Below are 16,839 nucleotides of genomic sequence, written 5' to 3'. Positions count from 1 at the left end.
GGAGTTACTTCGCTTGAACATTCGGACCACATCGGCCCGAATCGGTATCGAGAGCCCGCGCGGCCAGTTCGACATGCAGTCCAAGCCGGGGCAGCTGCAAATCTCGTCGCCGCGGGCGGATATGCAAATCCGGCAGCCTCGCGGAGAGCTGCTGATCGATTCATCCGCAGCCTGGCTGGCGCTGGGGCTCGGAGGACCGTTGGAAACGGGGAATCTTAAGACGGGCCAGGCAAACGAGCGAACGCAGGAAGCGATCGTGCGTATTGTGGAGAAGGGCAACCGGATGGCCCGAATCACGAGCAAGGCAGACGCGGTTGCGGAGTTGGCCGCGGACGCCTTGATTCAGGATTCCGAAGGAATCCGGGTTACCGGTCCTGCTTCCAACATGAACGTGAAGATGCAATATATCGCGCATCCTGCGGAAATCGAGACGACCCCTCATCATCCGGATATTCAATTCCACGTATCGAAGCCGGATATTCAATATACGCCTGGCAAGGTACGCATCTATATGGAGCAAATGAATTCCATCCGGATGTGGGCGAGCAACAAGTACGACCTGTATGCTTGAATTCCTTGTCCACGAACGTTACGCTTAGAGCTATGAACGCACACATGCGGGAGTAGCTTGTTTTTTATTACGGACCCTCCAGGAGGTTTCCCATGTTCGTTTCGCTATACGGAAAAACGATTGCCATGAGAGGTACGATTTTGGGATTTTCCGAGCTTGAATCCTTTGTTTTGATTCCTGTGGATGAGTCGAATCCCGATTCGCCTTTCGCATACTTGCAGAGCGAGGAGGATTCGCAAATCGGATTTCTCGTTGCGGATCCTTTCCGTTTTGACGCATCCTATCAATTCGAATTGTCCGAGCAAGACAAGGAAGAGCTGGAGGCGGCGGACCCCGGGCAATTGGTCGTATTGGCGATCGTCACGATCGCCGATCCGTTCGACCGTTCCACCATGAACCTGCTCGCTCCGCTGCTGATCAATACGCATAAGTTGATCGGAAAACAAATCGTCCTGCCTCCGGAAACCTCCTATTCCACGAAAACCCGGTTTCTCGTCGCTTCTCTCTCTGGGGAAGGAGAAGAAGCGTCATGTTGATCCTGTCTCGGAAAAAAGGCCAATCGATCATCATCGATGAAAATATCGAAATCGTCGTCGTAAGCGTAGAAGGCGAACAGGTGAAAATCGGGATCAACGCTCCTCCGCAAGTCAAGATCTTTCGAAGCGAAGTATTGGAATCGATCCGGGAGAGCAATAAGGCAGCCATCGCGAGCCCGCAACAACTCTCCGCCATCAAGGGTCTCGCCTCCATCGTTGACAAAAAAAATAAACCGATGGAATAAATTTTTAGAAAAAGCTCTAAAATGATGTCGCACCTTGCCGATATATGTATTGAGAGCTCACACGGAAGTGGGCCGTCCTATTCCAAGGAGGAGTATCGCAATGATTATCAACCACAATCTGAACGCGATGAACGCACATCGCAACTTGCTGCTGAACAACATCGCTCAGGGCAAATCCAGCGAGAAGTTGGCTTCCGGTTTCAAAGTAAACCGTGCGGCTGACGACGCGGCAGGTCTCTCGATCTCCGAGAAAATGCGTACGCAAATCCGGTCTTTGAACCAAGCGCAAGCCAACGCGCAAGACGGCATCTCGCTGGTTCAAACGGCGGAAGGCGCGATGAGCGAAATTTCCGACATGCTGTCCCGCATGAAAGAACTTGCGGTTAAAGCATCGAACGGAACGTACAACGCTTCCGACCTGGAAGCCATCGACGCCGAGTTCAAAGCGCTCAGCACGGCTATCGACAGCATCGCGAAGAGCACGACGTTCAACGGCATCACCGTATTGAACGGAACCGGCGCCGTCAGCATCCAAATCGGCGACACGACTTCCGTTCAGAACACCGTTACGGTCACGCTCTCGAACGTAGAGCTGTCCTCGCTGAGCATCAGCGGCCAATCGCTGGGTTCCGCTGCCGGTGCGTCCGCCGCTCTCGGAAGAATCGACACCGACATCGGCAGAATCAACAAAGCCCGTTCCGCATTCGGCGCTGTCCAGAACCAGTTGGAGCACACCTTCAACAACCTGGGTACGACGGCGGAGAACCTGCAAGCTGCGGAGTCCCGTATCCGCGACACCGACATGGCCAAAGAAATGATGAACTACACGAAGCTGTCGATTCTGCAAAACGCTGCAACGTCGATGTTGGCGCAAGCCAACCAAGCGCCGCAAAGCGTACTGCAACTTCTCCGTTAATCAGGCGGGGACAGCTGAGGAACAGAGCCCATTACCGAGTAATGGGCTCTTTTCCATTGAGGAGCTGCATGACATGAAGATAAGCGTATGCATGATCGTGAAAGATGAAGAAATGAATCTCCCCAGAGCTTTGCAGAGCGTTCCCAAGGAATATGAAGTGATTGTTGCCGATACCGGATCGACAGACCGGACGATGGAAGTCGCGGCCCGATTCGGCGCTAAAATCGTTTCGATGGATTGGGAAGACGATTTCGCCATAGCAAGGAATATTGCCGCTTCCCATGCAACAGGCGATTATATTCTGTCTCTCGATGCGGATGAAGAATTGCCCGATGATACGGACGCGCATCTCCGGCGCTTTACCGGACAATTCCCGCGTAAGGCCGGCTGCGTTACCATCCTGAACCGTATGGGCAATGAAGTGAAGAAGCATCGCATGGTCCGTTTTTATCCGAACTTGCCGGATTTCTCCTATCACGGTTTTGTCCATGAACAAGTCTATGAAAACGGTGAACCCGCGGCGTTTGAATCGATACCGCTCCATATTTCCCATTATGGTTATGAGCCCGATGAGTATCTGAACAAACAAAAAGCCGAACGTTATAGACCAATGTATGAGAAGCATCTTGCGGCCCACCCCAACGACGGCTATATGCTGTATCAGTTCGGGAAGTTATATTATGGGTTGAGTGAATACGAAATGGCCGAGCGGTATTTGCGGGCAAGCCTCGTGCAAGGGCAGATCAACCGTCTCTATTTTCCGGTCCTGCTCGTTATGTTGGGATATGTCTTGAAAGAGCAGAATCGGCATGCGGAGGCGGAAGGTTTGCTGAGACCTTATCTGCCGGTATTTTCCGATTTCCCTGATCTTCCTTTTCTACTCGGTCTACTGGCCATGGACAACGGAAATCTTTCAGACGTGGAAACTTATTTTACGGATGCGCTGAAAATAGGGGATACCGAAAAGTACTCCTCCGTGTATGGAGTCGGCACGTTCTTGGCTGCTTATAATCTGGGTGTCTATTACGAGGTAACGGGAAACAGGGATCTTGCCGAGCAATGTTATCGTTTCGCCGGACAATACGACTATGAGCCGGCTTTACGCCGATTAAAATAAAAAAAAACCTTTAAATTTAGTGGAATATTTTCGATAAATAGAGTAGGACGAAACCTTTCGGGAGGGTAACTATGGTCACGAGGATCTCGGGCATCAACTCCGGTCTGGATATCGATAAAATGGTCAGCGATCTGATGAAAGCAGAACGGATGCCGCTCGACAAGCTGAAACAGAAGAAAACGACCTTGACATGGACCACCGATCTATATCGGGAAATCAATACGAAGCTGTCGAGCTTCAAGAACGTATTGGATACGATGCGGCTGTCCGGGGACTGGAAGCAATACAAAGGCACGTCCTCCAACGAAGACGCGGTCACGATTTCCGCCGATTCGACGGCCAGCGCCATTACGCACAGCGTTACGGTAACGGGGCTTGCTTCCGGAGCGAACTTAAGCAGTTCGGCGGGTGTTACCGACAATTCGCTTGTCGGCGGAACGGCTCCGAATACGGCCATCACAGCCGGCGTTAACGATCAATTAAACGTTACTTTAGGCGGTGTCACCAAGAAGATCACGTTGACGGCCAACGCTTCGTACACCAACGCTTCGCTTGTTACGGAACTGCAGACCCAAATCGACAACGCTTTCGGTGCAAATAAGATTCAAGTTTCGCTGAACGGGTCCAATCTGGAATTGAAATCCGTCGGAACCGCCGGAAACGAGCCGCAGGTCATAATGGGCTCCATTGCGGGCAACAACGGCCTGACCGACCTTGGATTTACGGATGGCCAATCGAATAAAATCAATGTTAATGCACAATTGGGAACCATAGCCTCTAAATTCACGGCGGGTACGCTGACCTTCGGCGATTTTAAGATCAATGGGGTAAGCATTTCCTATACCAGCACCGATACGCTTTCCTCGATCATGACCAAAGTCAACAATTCCGCGGCCGGTGTCAACATGTCGTATGACGATGTGACCGACAAGATCGTATTTACGACCAAGGGAACGGGCCAATCCGCTCAAGTCAGCTTGCAGAACGGTTCGGCGGGCAATTTTCTGACCGCCATGAGGCTGTCGACGACGCCTGTCACGGGAACGGACGCCAATGTGACGATCGATGGCGTGCAGTCCTACCGCAGCAGCAATACGTTCACCACCGGAGGCGTGACCTACACGCTTAAGCAGACGACGGCGTCGCCGGTGACTGTTGGGGTTAACGTAGATATCGACAGCACGGTTGATAAGATCAAGAATTTCGTCGCCAAATACAACGAGACGATCGAATTGATGAACAAGAGGGTCAAGGAAACGAAGTTTCGCGATTACGCTCCCCTAACGGACGATCAGAAGAAAGCAATGGAAGAGGACGATATAAAGTTATGGGAGGATAAGGCCAAGAGCGGTCTTCTTCGCAACGACGATATCGTCAAATCCACGATCAACGATTTGCGCACCTTGGTCAGCACGTCCGTCGGTTCGGCGTCGTCCACGTACAATGCCTTGTATAAAATCGGCATCACAACCGTGCCGTACAATTCGAGTGCGCCTCAAGATGCGGGTAAGCTGGTGCTGGACGAAAGCGCGCTTCGGACCGCATTGTCGCAAGATCCTTCCAACGTGACGGCCGTGTTCTCGAGCCAGCCGGACGGGATCTCGCAGAAAATGTACGATCGCGTGACCAAGACGATCACCGATCTGGTCAAGAAAGCTGGTGGCGCAGGAACGGTTGTCGACAGTGTGACAACCGACCTGGGTAATAAAATCCATACGATCGATTCCCAGATTTCCGATTTCGACGTCCGTCTTGCCAAGAAAGAGGACTACTATTACAAAATGTTTGCCGCCATGGACCAGGCCGTCGGCAAGAGCAATGCCCAGCTGTCGTGGATGATGCAACAATTCAAATAAGATGGACAAGAGGTGAAGACAAGTTATGGAACTTAGAAGCGTAACGGGGTTGTCAGCGTTGCAGACGTTGCCGGCAGCACAACCCTCTCCGGTTGATCCTGCGCAACCCGCGGGGGCTCCTGTACAGCATTCTCTCCCTTCAGCAAGCGACTTGCTGCACAAAGAGAAATACGATCTCAGTTTGTCCGAGCAAGCCGTGCGCAAAGCGATCGAAAAAGCCAATAAGGCCATGGAGGGCATTGATCGCCGTTTCGAGTACAGCGTCCATGAGAAGACAGGCGAAGTCGTCGTCAAAGTCATCAACAAGGACACCAACGAAGTCGTTCGAGAAATTCCGAATGAGAAATTTCTCGATCTGATGGCGAAGCTGCAGGAGTTGGTCGGTCTCAATATCGACGAAAAGAGGTAGTTCCCTTGAACCAGCAAGCCCATGAAACTTATCTCAGAATGCAAGTCAACACGGCTGCGCCTTGGGAGCTTACGACTCTACTTTATAACGGCTGCATCAAATTCATGAAGCAGGCGTTGGAAGGCATTCACAACAAAGATTTTGAGATGAAAAATATTAACATTAAGAAAGCAACCAATATTATCAACGAATTGCAGTACACCTTGGACAAGAAGTATGAGGTTTCAAATTCTTTATCCTCCATATACGATTACTTGCTGCAAAAGCTTTTTGTGGCGAACATGAAGCTGGACGCGGCAAGCCTTGCGGAGTGCATCGAACTCATGACCGACTTGAAAGACGCTTGGGTACAGTCGATGAAGCAATTGCCGGCGTCCGCCAAGGTGCGGTCATGAGTTTGTCCGCGGAAGCCCCGTTGCAGGAAGCCCTGCATGAGCTTATCGAAGTGACTCGGAACATCTTGGAGCTGGATTTCGAAGAAGAGGCGAATTTCGAGGTGTTAGGACAGCTGCAGCAGCAGCAAGTTCGAATCAGAGCGAAGATCGAGGGGCTTTGGGGGCTCGCTGATCAGGAAAATCAGGTTATCCGGGAGTTGCTCCAAACCGGATATGATACGGAGCTTGAGGTTAACCGCAAACTGAATTCGCTCCGTCAGGAAGCTTCGACGCAACTGTCCAAATTTCAAGGCGCAAGTCGAATGAAGAACGCTTACTATCAATCGTATACGCAGTCGGAAGGATATTTCGTCGACCGCAAGAAATGAGGGTCAGGCTCATGCCTGACCCTTCAGCAATTGTTCGACCACATTGATCTGAACGTAGGGGTAAAAACGGTCCCGGTATTGCCGGGCGATTTCTTTTTTCTCTTCCGTTGCTGGGCTATGTTTTAAATATCGAATATACCAGTGCGATTCATGCGAGCATAATTCGATGGCCGAACGGAGGAATTGTAAGCCCTCGGCGGTCTCTCCTTGGTACAGGTAGAGCAATGCGAGGTGGTAATATCCCGGCCCGCTTAATTGCTTCTGATCCAACAGCAGGGAATAGTAATCGACCGCCAACTGCAGATGGTTATTCTGGTAGAAGTAATCCCCCAGAATGTTGGCCAGAATGAAATAATATTGCGGATATTGCTGGATCAACCAATCGTAGCTGTCGTAGTACCCCATCTTGAATAAATCGATCAGCAGCGTGGAGATGTAATTAACATCGAATGGCAGATCGACCCCTACCTCTTCCGGATGAAACAGAGTCGCAAACATGCTTTGCAGCAGTTCCAGGGAAGGATCCGACTCGTCTTGCGACGGGGAGAGGTAAGAAGAGAAGTCCTCCCTCTTCCAGACAATGGCGGCAAGGAAGATGAGCTTGTTCAGCGGTCCCGTCGAGCTGCCGCTTCCGGCTTCCGGCAGATGCCGTTCGAAACGGTCGGGCTCGTTAAAAACGAGGGCGTACAGCAATTGCTGCTGAGCCAGCATTTCGATATTTTGTTTTACGCACGCCTGATGGAAATGTTCGCATAATTCCTTGTTGCCCAGAAGCAAACTCACATGAAGCAATTTCACCAGGTGGTCAGCTCGGCCGAAATCGAAGATTTTGCCGAGGAAATTCAGAACCGAGGCGACAGATTCGTTCGGAACCAAAATGTTCAAAAGCTGAAACAGAACCAAATGGTCATTCACATTCATGGTAACGAGTTTGCTCAAATAATAAACCGTTTTTTGAAAATCATGCGCTTTCTGATGGAGCTTCGCCAGATTCATCAGAGGAATATGACTGCCCAAGCTGGGCGTGATCAGCCAGAAGCGTTTGTCTTTGCCTGCCGGAGCGTCCGCCTTGGTTAGCGCGGTCGTATACAGCTCGATCGCCTCTTCCTCGAAGCCTAAATTCACGTAAACCGACGCTTTCATGCTGTAGTAATCGGGATATTGCGGCCATCTCTTCAAGTTATCTTCAATGTATTGCAGCGCTTCCTTATAACGTTTCATCTCGATCAAGACGAGCACGATTTGATAGCGGCAATACGGGAAGATGGTCATCGATTCCGTTTTTTTGGTCAGCGCTCTTTCATAATAGTAAAGCGCTTTTTTGTAGTCCTTGAGAATGGCATGTTCATTGCCGAGCGTGAAGTAGTCATATTCCTCAAGTCCTTTGAGATCCTTGAAGATGTTCAGGTTCCGCGAGGATTTTTCTTTTTCCTTCCTTACTGTGTCCAGGTAGCCTGTGTGAAAGATCGACAACGGATAGGAGCGAAGCGGGAGCTCTCCGTCTCGATATACGACTTGTTCGTGAATGGGTCGGTCGAAATAAACGGTCGGAAGATTGGAAAACAGACGTATCGCCGAGGATTCGATGAATTTGCCGGAAGTGACGGATTCGACGCAGTTGTAAATCGGAACGCTGATCCCCAGCGGCTGCCCGGCGTCCAGGCCTGTCAAAAACGAGCGGAGGTCGTTCTTTTCGGACGGGTCCAAGTATTCATCGGCATCGAGAACCAAAATCCATTTGGAGGTGGCCCTGCGCACGGCTTCGTTCTTGGCGACGGCGAAATCGTTAATCCACGTAAAGTCGTAAACATGGTCCGTATAACGGCCGGCAATCTCTTTGGTGCCGTCCGTAGACCCCGTATCGACGACGATGATCTCGTCTACGAAGCCTTGTACGCTGTCCAAGCAGCGCGCGAGCACCTTTTCCTCGTTTCTCACGATCATGCACAGGGAAAGCAGCTTGTCCATATATCCTCCTTTAGATGGGCAACAACGGGAAATGGCGCAAACCCGGGAATCTCCCCGTAAGTTCCCGGACGAGCCGGGCCGTTTCCGGATTCGGAACTTCGGTGTGCTCAAAGAATAACGTGTATAACTCAATTCGGTCCGGGAGCAGTTCGATCGCGCGTTTTAAGAATTCCCGTCCTTCTTCAATCTCGTTCTGGGCAAAATACAGCCGGGCAAGATTCTCGTAGCCTTTCCCGCTCAGTTCGTCTGTCCGCAGGAGTAAGGAGTAGTAATCCAATGCAAGCTCGAATTGCTGCTCTTCGAAAAAGGCGTCTCCCAAAAGTTGTGCGAGCGTCATGGAATGATGCTCGTTAAGCTGTATCATGCGATCGAATTCCTCGTAGCGTCCGGCTCGGAACATTCGCATGCATATTTCCGATGTTTGACGAGGGTCGTCGTCCGAAGGCACTCCTTCGGCAAGGACGGAATCGATTCCGCCGAAGGTCCGGCCCAGTTCGACTAGACCGGCTTGGAAGCAGGCGGTCGCAATCATCTCGGTTTGATGTGATTCCGGATTCGGGTAAATCGTCCGCAACAAAGATGAGATGCGCTCAATCGGTTCCGAACGGATAAGCTTCAGCAGATGTACCAGTACCGCCTGATGATTGGGATTGGCGAAAGCCAATTTGGTCAGGCAGGCAACGGCTTGTGTAACATCAAAGCGCCGAAGATGCAGTACCGCAAGTTGCTGCAAGGGGAGTGTGCTGCCGTGATTCGGGCTGATCAGCCAGCTTTGGCGGTCAACAGTCTGCCCAGCTACGCGCAGGCAGAGCTGCAGCTCTCGGATGGCCTGCTCGTCGTAGCCCAGCTGGGCGAGAAGATAGCCTTTGAGCCAGTAGTAATCGCAAGCCTGAGGCCAGCGGACAATTGCTTGTGCAATGGTTTCATAGGCTTCGGCATACCGTTTAAGCTTGATCAGGCATTGAACCGCGTTTGCTATGCACAAGGGGAGCCAGCTCTTATCCCGCTGTGAGGGTTGGTTGGCTTCCTCGTAACAACGGATAGCCTCGGCGTAACGGTCCTGGGAGAAGTGTTCGTTTCCCAGCAGGAAAGAGTCGTAGGGAGAGAAGTCACCCCGGGAGCGCAACTGGTTTAATATCGCTTGGTTCCGCTCGTTCTTCCGTTTGGCGTTGATCGTTTCGGTCGTATAACCGGTGTGATAAATCGGCAGCGAATAGTCGAGTTGCTTCAGTTGCCCCGTGGTGGAAATCAGCTGCTCGTGTATCGGCCTTACGAAACGGAGGTCCGGATCACGGGTGAAGATGCGCATCGCTGTGGACTCGGAGATTTTGCCAGACCCCTCCGTTCCTACGAAATTGTAGATCGGAACAATGACGCCGGTGGGAGAGGAATTGTCCTGAGCCCGCAGGAACCGTTTCAACTCCTCCAGATTCTCCACATCGAGATATTCGTCGGCATCGAGCATGAGGATCCAAACAGCGGCGGAACGGGCAATCGCCGCGTTCCGAGCCTCAGCGAAGTCATTCGACCACATATGATCATAGACTTGAGGGGTGAAGCGGGAGGCAACAGCCTTCGTATCGTCCGTAGAACCGGTATCTACGATGACGATTTCGTCCACGAAGGGAGCTACGCTAGACAAGCATCGCTCCAGAATTTCTCCTTCGTTACGGACGATCATGCACAAACCGAGAAAAGGTTGCATATGGTCCCCTTATTCATATATTTCCATGCGAATTAGCTACACTTATGCTCGTTTCGTGTCGATAAATGTTATAAGTAGTATAACAGAATATACCGGACCGGAATATGGGGGAGATCCCGTGTTAACCAGCATCGTGATCGCAACTTTCAATAAATTGGATTATACCCGACAATGCATCGAGAGCATTCGTGAGTATACGGAACCTGGAAGCTACGAAATCATCGTGGTCGACAATAACTCCACGGACGACACCAAAGCGTGGTTGCGGGATCAGCCGGATCTCCGCATCGTATTCAACGATGAAAATCTTGGCTTTCCGAAAGCCTGCAATCAAGGGATCGAAATTTCGACGGGCAACAACATTCTGTTGCTGAATAACGATACGATCGTAACGCGGAATTGGTTGTCGAATTTGATCGCGGCGTTGTACAGCAGCGACGGGGTCGGAGCGGTAGGGTCCATCACCAACAGCTGTTCCTATGGACAAGCGATACCCGTAAGCTACACAAGTTTGGCAGAGATGCACGCTTTTGCCGAACAGCATAACGGCCAGCCCAATCCATCGGCTTGGGAAGAAAGACTGAAGCTGATCGGCTACTGCATGCTCATCAAGAAGCCGATTCTGGATCAGATCGGGCTTCTGGATGAACGCTTCACCCCCGGCAATTACGAAGATGACGATCTGTCGCTCCGGATTCGGCTGGCGGGGTACAAGTTGTTGCTATGCAAGGATACGTTTATCCACCATTACGGCAGCGTGTCGTTTAAAGATGCTCCGCCGCAGTATGTTCAACTGATGAAAGATAATAACCGGAATTTTCAAGACAAGTGGGGATTCGACCCGGATAAAGGGAATCAATTCCGAACGGACCTATGCGGAGCGATTCAAGAACCTTCCGATTCCCGGTTTCGGGTTCTTGAAATCGGCTGCGGGTGCGGTGGAAACTTGTTACAGATACGCAACCGTTATCCGAATGCGGAGTTGTTCGGAATCGAATTGAATGAAGCGGCCGCCAAGGTTGCCGCCATCTTGGGGGAAGTCTACGTCGGCGAAACCGATGAAATCATACAGACGCTTCCGTTGAGTACGTATGATCGGGTGATCGTTTCAGAACCCTATTCGCAATGGAAGCACCCGGAACATCATTTATCATTGCTGAACGGTTTGCTGAAAGAAGGAGGTCAATTGGTCGCAGCCATTCCGAATTCCTTGTATTATGGCCGAGTGAAACCTTTCCTGCTAGGATTGTCGCCGGCACGAGCAAATGATGGATTAACCGTTTCTGAGACGCAGCATATGTTTTCGAACGTTGGATTTACGAAAGTAAGCTTGACTGCATTAACGACTTCCGTGAGTTCCGACGATAGGGATTTTATTCGAAAGCTTGCAGGAGCCGCAGGAGTGCAAACGACATTACAGTATGAGGCCGCGGAATTTTTGGTGGCTGCTGTCAGGGAGGAGAAAGGCTCAGGGATCAAGACCGTGATCAACAATATTTTGTCCCAAAAAGACGTTCAGGCAAGTATCAAAGAATTATCAAATAAGGATCCTGCAGATGTTGTTAATTTAATCGATCAGGCTGGCTATGGCGAACCCGTGGAGTTGCTCAACTATCTTGCCGTCCAGATGCTGGAGCATAACGAATACCCATTAGCTCAACAATACCTTCAGCATCTTTTCGAGAGGGATCCCGATAACCCGCAAACGATGTTCAACCTTGGATTGACGATGTACATGCAGGGATATCTGGAGTTAGCGCTGGAATGGTTCGGGCTGCTTCCCGAAAAAAGCGAACAGGTGCTTGGATGGATGCAAAACATTAGACAGGAGCTTACCGAGAGTAAACAAAGCGATATGCGACTGCGCTTTACTCTAAGGCGAATAGAGCATGATTTATTCAAGGATGAAAGTTTAGAAGAATTGACGGAATTGTTGCGGAACCGTAAATACAGCGTCGAAGATATAAGCAAGCAAGTATTAGCGGGAGTTGTTGAAAAAGCAAGAGTATTAACCATTGTGGCTACGGAATGCTTTCAGAGAGGGATTTATGATCCCGTGATAGAATTGATGGGCGAAGCGCTTAGGATTGAGCCTTCCAACTCCTTTGCTTTATTCCAATTGGCTCTTATTTTGAACGAACTCGGAGAGTACGACAGCGCACGGATGTATCTTGAAAAAATTGCGGGAAGGGATGAAGAGGCTGAGGGATTACTTCAAAAATTAATGGCAGGACAGAACAGGGACAATTTTTACAACTCAGAAATAGCGACGGTTCGTTTATAGAGCGGATATAGAGTGTCTTCCTAGATACAGCTTTCTCCAGGTATGGAAGAGCATCATTAGGCCGCTGTTATAATGAGTACATTCTATGTTATATGATATTATCGCATTGGAAAGTAAGGCAACTGAAACATGTGGGTAAACTTGACTCAGATATAGATGAATTAAAAAGGGATGTCAGAGAGATCGGATAAAAAAGTAAAGGCTTGGGATTGAAGGTGCTGATGTGAATGACCGAAAGATTTGTTTTATAACTTGTGTTAATGACGAATTGCAGTATGAGGAGTGTTTATACTATATAGGTGCTTTAGATATTCCAGAAGGATATCAAATAGACACTATAGCTATAAGAAATGCCGCAAGTATTTTTGAAGGTTACAATAAAGCGATGGCATCTTCTAATGCAAAATACAAAGTATATATCCATCAAGATGTCCTTATCGTTAACAAAATGTTTATTCACGATATTCTGAATATTTTTTCCTGCCCCCAAGTTGGACTTATTGGCGCAGTAGGAGCAAGATATATTCCTGAAAACGGAGTATGGTGGGAAAGTAAGGAGATATTCGGAAGGGTATTTGATTCTCATACTGGATCAATGGGACTCCTAGCATTTAAACAACCGGAAGATTTAATGATTGAAGTAGCAGGTGTAGATGGACTAGTTATGATTACGCAGTATGACGTTAAGTGGAGAGATGATATTCTAAACGGTTGGCATTACTACGATCTTTCTCAATCAATGGAGTTTATTGCTGAAGGATACTTGGTGGTTGTACCAAAGTGCCAATCGCCGTGGTTTGTTCACGATTGTGGTGTAGTGAATATTATGAACGGTTTTGATCAAAATCGAGTATTATTTCTAAAACATTACAAAAAAGCGATTATACAAAATTATAACCGTTTTTTGAATAACCTTCCTCAAAGAATTGACGATACACAGGATGATCGCATATTTCTTGAATACGAATTGGCGTTAATGAGACAAGAATTACTACGTTTTAATTGAAATGGTGAGGGGTTTTGGAATGGTAATTCAAAATAACCATTATAGATTTGAACGGTTTCTTCGACGTTTTCAATTGTATTTAAATGAAAACAAGATAGATACCGCTTTGGAGTGGGCTTGGTTAACAGGAGCTTCGGGATGGCACTGCCATCCCGGTTTTTTTACGAGCATTGAATTGGAGTCATCTCTGGTTTCTATAGGTGCCAATATTCATAAAAGAAAGAATGCATTTCAATGGAATCTAAAGCACAAGAATACCGATGGTGTTCACTGGCTGCATGTATTAACTAGTGCTTATAAAACCGGTGGACATACAAGATTAGCCGAAAGATGGATGTTACATTGCAAAGAAGATGAGAGACATTCAATTGTGCTAATTGATCAGGAAGCAAATCATCTCCCTGATTGGTTAATTCATGCAGCTAGAGGTACGGGAGGGGACTACATTGAGTTTCCAAGCAAAATGAGTAAATTTGAAAAAGCAATTGCACTTAAAGAGATAAGCGACAATTGGGCAGATATTGTTGTTCTTCACGCTCATCCGGATGACCCTGTGCCTTCTGTAGCCTATGGGGAATCTGGCGGGCCTCCTGTAATTTGTTGTAATCATGCGGCTCAGAATTTTTGGATTGGATCTTCGATTACTGATCTAGTTATTGATGGCAGGCTCCCTGAGTATACGGATTCGTTATATAGAAGGCATATTCGAAATGCAGCCATGATCCCTATGCCGCTTCAAGCTAAAACCGTACCAAACAAATTAGAATGTAAAAGAAGACTGGGTTTACCGGAACTATCCACCGTCATGTTAACGATCGGAGATCCTTATAAGTTTACACCCTATAAACATTACCACTTTCCAAATGTTTTAGCTGATGTTCTCAATCGCTATTCGAATACTTATTTAATTGCAGTCGGGCCGGATGTAAACGATGTGCTATGGCGAGAAGCAATAACAAGTTCGAATGGAAAGATGATACTTGTAGGAAGGCAAAACGATCTTACAGATTACTATGGATCGGCTGACTTATACTTAGAAAGTTTTCCTTTCGGTTCATTTACTGCCTCTCTAGATGCTTGTCTTTACGGAATTCCGATAGTACTCGGTCCTAAACCTTTAAACCCCATTCTATCATTGAATCGATATGATGGTATGGAAGATCACCCTGAAACCATTATTCAATATATAGAGATTCTTGAAAAGTTCATAATAAACCCTGTACTGAGACAAGAGCGAGGCGAAATTCAAAAACGGCATGTGAGCGAACAACATGTTGGATTGGACTGGCGTTCGAAAATGGATGAAGCTATCCTGCTCCTTCCCCAAAGACATGAAGTCGGTTTAATGGTTAGAGAGTCTCCTTCGGCCTGTGAAGACTTCGATTCAGCGTGGGCTGAACTTCAAGCAGAACAAAACTATGGTATGCATTTAATGCACAAGATGCATAGTTTTTTGAGGCGATAGGGGTGTTCTATTGATGTATAAGGATAAAAGAATCATGATTGTTGGCGGTGGAGAATGGCAAGTTCCCATTATTAAGAAGGCAAAAGAGATGGGGCTAAGGGTACTAAATACAAACTTGTATCCAGAATCGCCCGGTTTTGAATATGCCGATTTGACCGCGATAGCAGATGTGCTTGATAAAGATAATCAGTTAAGGCTGGCAAAGCAGTACCAACCTCATGCAATAATAACAGATCAAAGTGACATTGCTGTCCCTACTGTAGCTTATCTTTGTGAAGAATTGGGTTTACCCGGTATAGGTGTCGCAGTTGCTAATCAATTTACTGATAAGTATCTCATGAGGGAGTTTATTCGGTCCCAAAATCTACCTTGTCCTTACTATAGACTCTGCTCGAGTGAAGAGGAAGTTCTTGACTTTGCTAACACAATCGGCATGCCGATGATCCTAAAGCCCACTAACAATCAATCTAGTCGTGGTGTTAATAAGATATCGACCTTTAACGAGATACCATACCTTTTTCGCGATACACTTCAATATTCTAAAGAAAAACAAGTATTGGCGGAGTCCTACGTTGATGGATTTGAATTGACAGTTGAAGGGTTTCAAACAAATGAAGGGCACCGCACTCTAGCGGTTTCTAAAAAGAAACATTTAAATGAAAGTAAGACGGTGGCGAGAGAACTGCTGTATACATGGTCAGAACCAGATATAAATTACCCAAAACTAGAAGCCCAACACAATTTAATGGTTGAAATGATGGGTTTACCATTTGGTATCACTCACGCGGAATATAAGGTAGTTAATGATAATTACTACTTAATTGAGATTGCAGCAAGAGGCGGAGGTACAAAAATATCTTCGCATATCGTACCCTTATTATCAGGTGTGGACACTAATGGAATGCTTATCCGAATGGCACTTGGAGAACAGGTTAAAATGAACCACTCTCTATTGCGTAACAAAAATGCTTTGTTGGAGTTTTTTGTATTACCAGAGGGTCGAGTATCCAAAATAGTCGGAGTAAATAAAATCAGGGAGCTACCGTACCTAATTGATATTGGCTTGTCGATTAAAGAAGGGGACGAGATTCGTCACCCTAAAGATGATCGATCAAGGGCAGGCTATTTTATTATTGAAGGCGATGATAAAGAGCAACTGCAGTATCGGGCATCCGTGATAAAAAATAAATTGGTGGTTTATTATGAATGACAACGGAATTCCTCTATTTGATAGTCTTACACATCCAACTATAGATGGAAGTTGGTTAAAACAGTCGAGTGAAACCAACAACCATATTAAAACCGTAATTGATCAAATGCAGATTTATAATGTTCAATGGGCACTTGCTGTAGGGATGGAGGGTATAGGGGGGTATAATTCTGAGCGGTATGCCAGTTTTATTTTTGAACACTCAGATCGTATTTTTCCAATCGCTTATTTCAATGAGTTTAGCAGTGGCATCGGAGATATATCCAGTTCACTTAAAAGGCTTAAAGAAATGGGTTACATTGGGATCAAGATACACCCAAGGTTCTCTAGTTTGAGGTTAGATAAACCAATAATTGTTGATATCATACAGGAGTGTAATCGTCTTCGCCTAGTCGTCATGATATGCACTTACTTCTATGGCCAAAACGAATGGAATGGTATTGAACAGATATCATCAATGCTAAATAAAGTTAAAGAATGCAAGGTTATTATGGTGCATGCGGGTGCTGTAAAACTATTGGAGTATATCGAAATGGCACGTGTATTCACTAATGTTCTTCTGGATCTATCTTTTACCTTATGCAAGTACGAAAGAAGTTCGATTGATATGGATATTGAATATGCATTCCATAAATTCGATCGGAGAATTTGTGTTGGATCAGATAGCCCAGAATTTTCTTTAAGAGACTTAAGAAGGAGATTCGATCATTTTTCCGAAGGGCTTCAAAGGATTAAGGCGGAAAATATAGCATATCGTAATCTAAGGCAATATATAACGGAGTGGTAAA

Annotated in this window: 16 protein-coding genes; 14 read left to right on the top strand and 2 right to left on the bottom strand. The window is 47.4% G+C overall.

All coding sequences use genetic code 11. The annotated features are described in order from the left end of the window. The first annotated feature begins 13 nt into the window (after positions 1-13). The 9 genes from GE107_RS20905 (at position 14) to GE107_RS20865 (ending at position 6,413) form a co-directional block, all read left to right on the top strand. Entirely contained in the window at positions 14-571 is a 558-nt protein-coding gene (locus tag GE107_RS20905; RefSeq protein ID WP_219642401.1) for a DUF6470 family protein, read from the top strand. 92 nt (positions 572-663) lie between these two features. Further along, positions 664-1,107, top strand: a complete 444-nt coding sequence (gene fliW, locus GE107_RS20900) for a flagellar assembly protein FliW (RefSeq protein ID WP_219642398.1) — start codon at positions 664-666, stop codon at positions 1,105-1,107. Beyond that, entirely contained in the window at positions 1,101-1,352 is a 252-nt protein-coding gene (csrA, locus tag GE107_RS20895) for a carbon storage regulator CsrA (RefSeq protein WP_219642390.1), read from the top strand. Before fliW ends, csrA begins: the two co-directional genes overlap by 7 nt. 100 nt (positions 1,353-1,452) lie before the next feature. Further along, entirely contained in the window at positions 1,453-2,268 is an 816-nt protein-coding gene (locus GE107_RS20890) for a flagellin N-terminal helical domain-containing protein (protein ID WP_219642387.1), read from the top strand. Between the two features lie 73 nt (positions 2,269-2,341). Then, positions 2,342-3,385 (top strand): glycosyltransferase family 2 protein, encoded by a 1,044-nt coding sequence (locus GE107_RS20885; protein ID WP_219642384.1) that lies wholly within the window; start codon positions 2,342-2,344, stop codon positions 3,383-3,385. A gap of 71 nt (positions 3,386-3,456) precedes the next feature. Then, a complete protein-coding gene (gene fliD, locus GE107_RS20880) occupies positions 3,457-5,241 on the top strand; it encodes a flagellar filament capping protein FliD (RefSeq protein ID WP_219642381.1) in 1,785 nt (594 codons plus the stop codon). Between the two features lie 25 nt (positions 5,242-5,266). Then, positions 5,267-5,650 carry a flagellar protein FlaG gene (locus GE107_RS20875; protein ID WP_219642378.1) on the top strand — a complete coding sequence of 128 codons (384 nt, stop codon included), beginning with the start codon at positions 5,267-5,269 and terminating at the stop codon, positions 5,648-5,650. A gap of 5 nt (positions 5,651-5,655) precedes the next feature. Continuing rightward, a complete protein-coding gene (gene fliS, locus GE107_RS20870; RefSeq protein ID WP_219642374.1) occupies positions 5,656-6,045 on the top strand; it encodes a flagellar export chaperone FliS in 390 nt (129 codons plus the stop codon). Beyond that, on the top strand, positions 6,042-6,413 hold the full coding sequence (locus GE107_RS20865) for a hypothetical protein (RefSeq protein ID WP_219642371.1): 372 nt from the start codon (positions 6,042-6,044) through the stop codon (positions 6,411-6,413). Before fliS ends, GE107_RS20865 begins: the two co-directional genes overlap by 4 nt. 9 nt (positions 6,414-6,422) lie before the next feature. On the opposite strand, the gene GE107_RS20860 is transcribed toward GE107_RS20865, so the two are convergent. Both GE107_RS20860 and GE107_RS20855 read right to left on the bottom strand, forming a co-directional pair. Next, complete coding sequence (locus GE107_RS20860) at positions 6,423-8,381, bottom strand: glycosyltransferase (RefSeq protein WP_219642368.1); 1,959 nt, start codon at positions 8,379-8,381, stop codon at positions 6,423-6,425. Between the two features lie 10 nt (positions 8,382-8,391). Next, positions 8,392-10,086 (bottom strand): glycosyltransferase, encoded by a 1,695-nt coding sequence (locus tag GE107_RS20855; RefSeq protein WP_219642365.1) that lies wholly within the window; start codon positions 10,084-10,086, stop codon positions 8,392-8,394. Between the two features lie 118 nt (positions 10,087-10,204). On the opposite strand from GE107_RS20855, the gene GE107_RS20850 reads away from it, so the two are divergent. The 5 genes from GE107_RS20850 to GE107_RS20830 all read left to right on the top strand — a co-directional run bounded on the left by GE107_RS20850 (position 10,205) and on the right by GE107_RS20830 (position 16,838). Further along, on the top strand, positions 10,205-12,370 hold the full coding sequence (locus GE107_RS20850) for a glycosyltransferase (RefSeq protein ID WP_219642362.1): 2,166 nt from the start codon (positions 10,205-10,207) through the stop codon (positions 12,368-12,370). A gap of 223 nt (positions 12,371-12,593) precedes the next feature. Next, positions 12,594-13,376 carry a glycosyltransferase family protein gene (locus GE107_RS20845; RefSeq protein WP_219642359.1) on the top strand — a complete coding sequence of 261 codons (783 nt, stop codon included), beginning with the start codon at positions 12,594-12,596 and terminating at the stop codon, positions 13,374-13,376. A gap of 19 nt (positions 13,377-13,395) precedes the next feature. Next, complete coding sequence (locus GE107_RS20840; RefSeq protein ID WP_219642355.1) at positions 13,396-14,841, top strand: glycosyltransferase family protein; 1,446 nt, start codon at positions 13,396-13,398, stop codon at positions 14,839-14,841. 13 nt (positions 14,842-14,854) lie between these two features. After that, positions 14,855-16,051: an ATP-grasp domain-containing protein gene (locus GE107_RS20835; RefSeq protein WP_219642353.1), complete on the top strand. Its 1,197-nt coding sequence runs from the start codon at positions 14,855-14,857 to the stop codon at positions 16,049-16,051. Next, the gene (locus GE107_RS20830; RefSeq protein ID WP_219642350.1) at positions 16,044-16,838 is read left to right on the top strand and encodes an amidohydrolase family protein; all 795 of its coding nucleotides are present in this window, start codon (positions 16,044-16,046) and stop codon (positions 16,836-16,838) included. The genes GE107_RS20835 and GE107_RS20830 overlap by 8 nt, the downstream gene beginning before the upstream one ends. Position 16,839: the final 1 nt, after the last annotated feature.

Source organism: Cohnella sp. CFH 77786, assembly GCF_019400745.1.
Taxonomy (GTDB): Bacteria; Bacillota; Bacilli; order Paenibacillales; family Paenibacillaceae; genus Cohnella.
This window is presented reverse-complemented; position numbering and strand designations above follow the sequence as displayed.

What these genes read in the sequence shown, in the direction of transcription:
- fliW (WP_219642398.1), top strand. Translation starts at nt 664, where the DNA reads ATGTTCGTTTCGCTATACGGAAAAACGATTGCCATGAGAGGTACGATT.
- csrA (WP_219642390.1), top strand. Translation starts at nt 1,101, where the DNA reads ATGTTGATCCTGTCTCGGAAAAAAGGCCAATCGATCATCATCGATGAA.
- GE107_RS20890 (WP_219642387.1), top strand. Translation starts at nt 1,453, where the DNA reads ATGATTATCAACCACAATCTGAACGCGATGAACGCACATCGCAACTTG.
- GE107_RS20885 (WP_219642384.1), top strand. Translation starts at nt 2,342, where the DNA reads ATGAAGATAAGCGTATGCATGATCGTGAAAGATGAAGAAATGAATCTC.
- fliD (WP_219642381.1), top strand. Translation starts at nt 3,457, where the DNA reads ATGGTCACGAGGATCTCGGGCATCAACTCCGGTCTGGATATCGATAAA.
- GE107_RS20875 (WP_219642378.1), top strand. Translation starts at nt 5,267, where the DNA reads ATGGAACTTAGAAGCGTAACGGGGTTGTCAGCGTTGCAGACGTTGCCG.
- GE107_RS20865 (WP_219642371.1), top strand. Translation starts at nt 6,042, where the DNA reads ATGAGTTTGTCCGCGGAAGCCCCGTTGCAGGAAGCCCTGCATGAGCTT.
- GE107_RS20860 (WP_219642368.1), bottom strand. Translation starts at nt 8,381, where the DNA reads ATGGACAAGCTGCTTTCCCTGTGCATGATCGTGAGAAACGAGGAAAAG.
- GE107_RS20855 (WP_219642365.1), bottom strand. Translation starts at nt 10,086, where the DNA reads ATGCAACCTTTTCTCGGTTTGTGCATGATCGTCCGTAACGAAGGAGAA.
- GE107_RS20840 (WP_219642355.1), top strand. Translation starts at nt 13,396, where the DNA reads ATGGTAATTCAAAATAACCATTATAGATTTGAACGGTTTCTTCGACGT.
- GE107_RS20835 (WP_219642353.1), top strand. Translation starts at nt 14,855, where the DNA reads ATGTATAAGGATAAAAGAATCATGATTGTTGGCGGTGGAGAATGGCAA.
- GE107_RS20830 (WP_219642350.1), top strand. Translation starts at nt 16,044, where the DNA reads ATGAATGACAACGGAATTCCTCTATTTGATAGTCTTACACATCCAACT.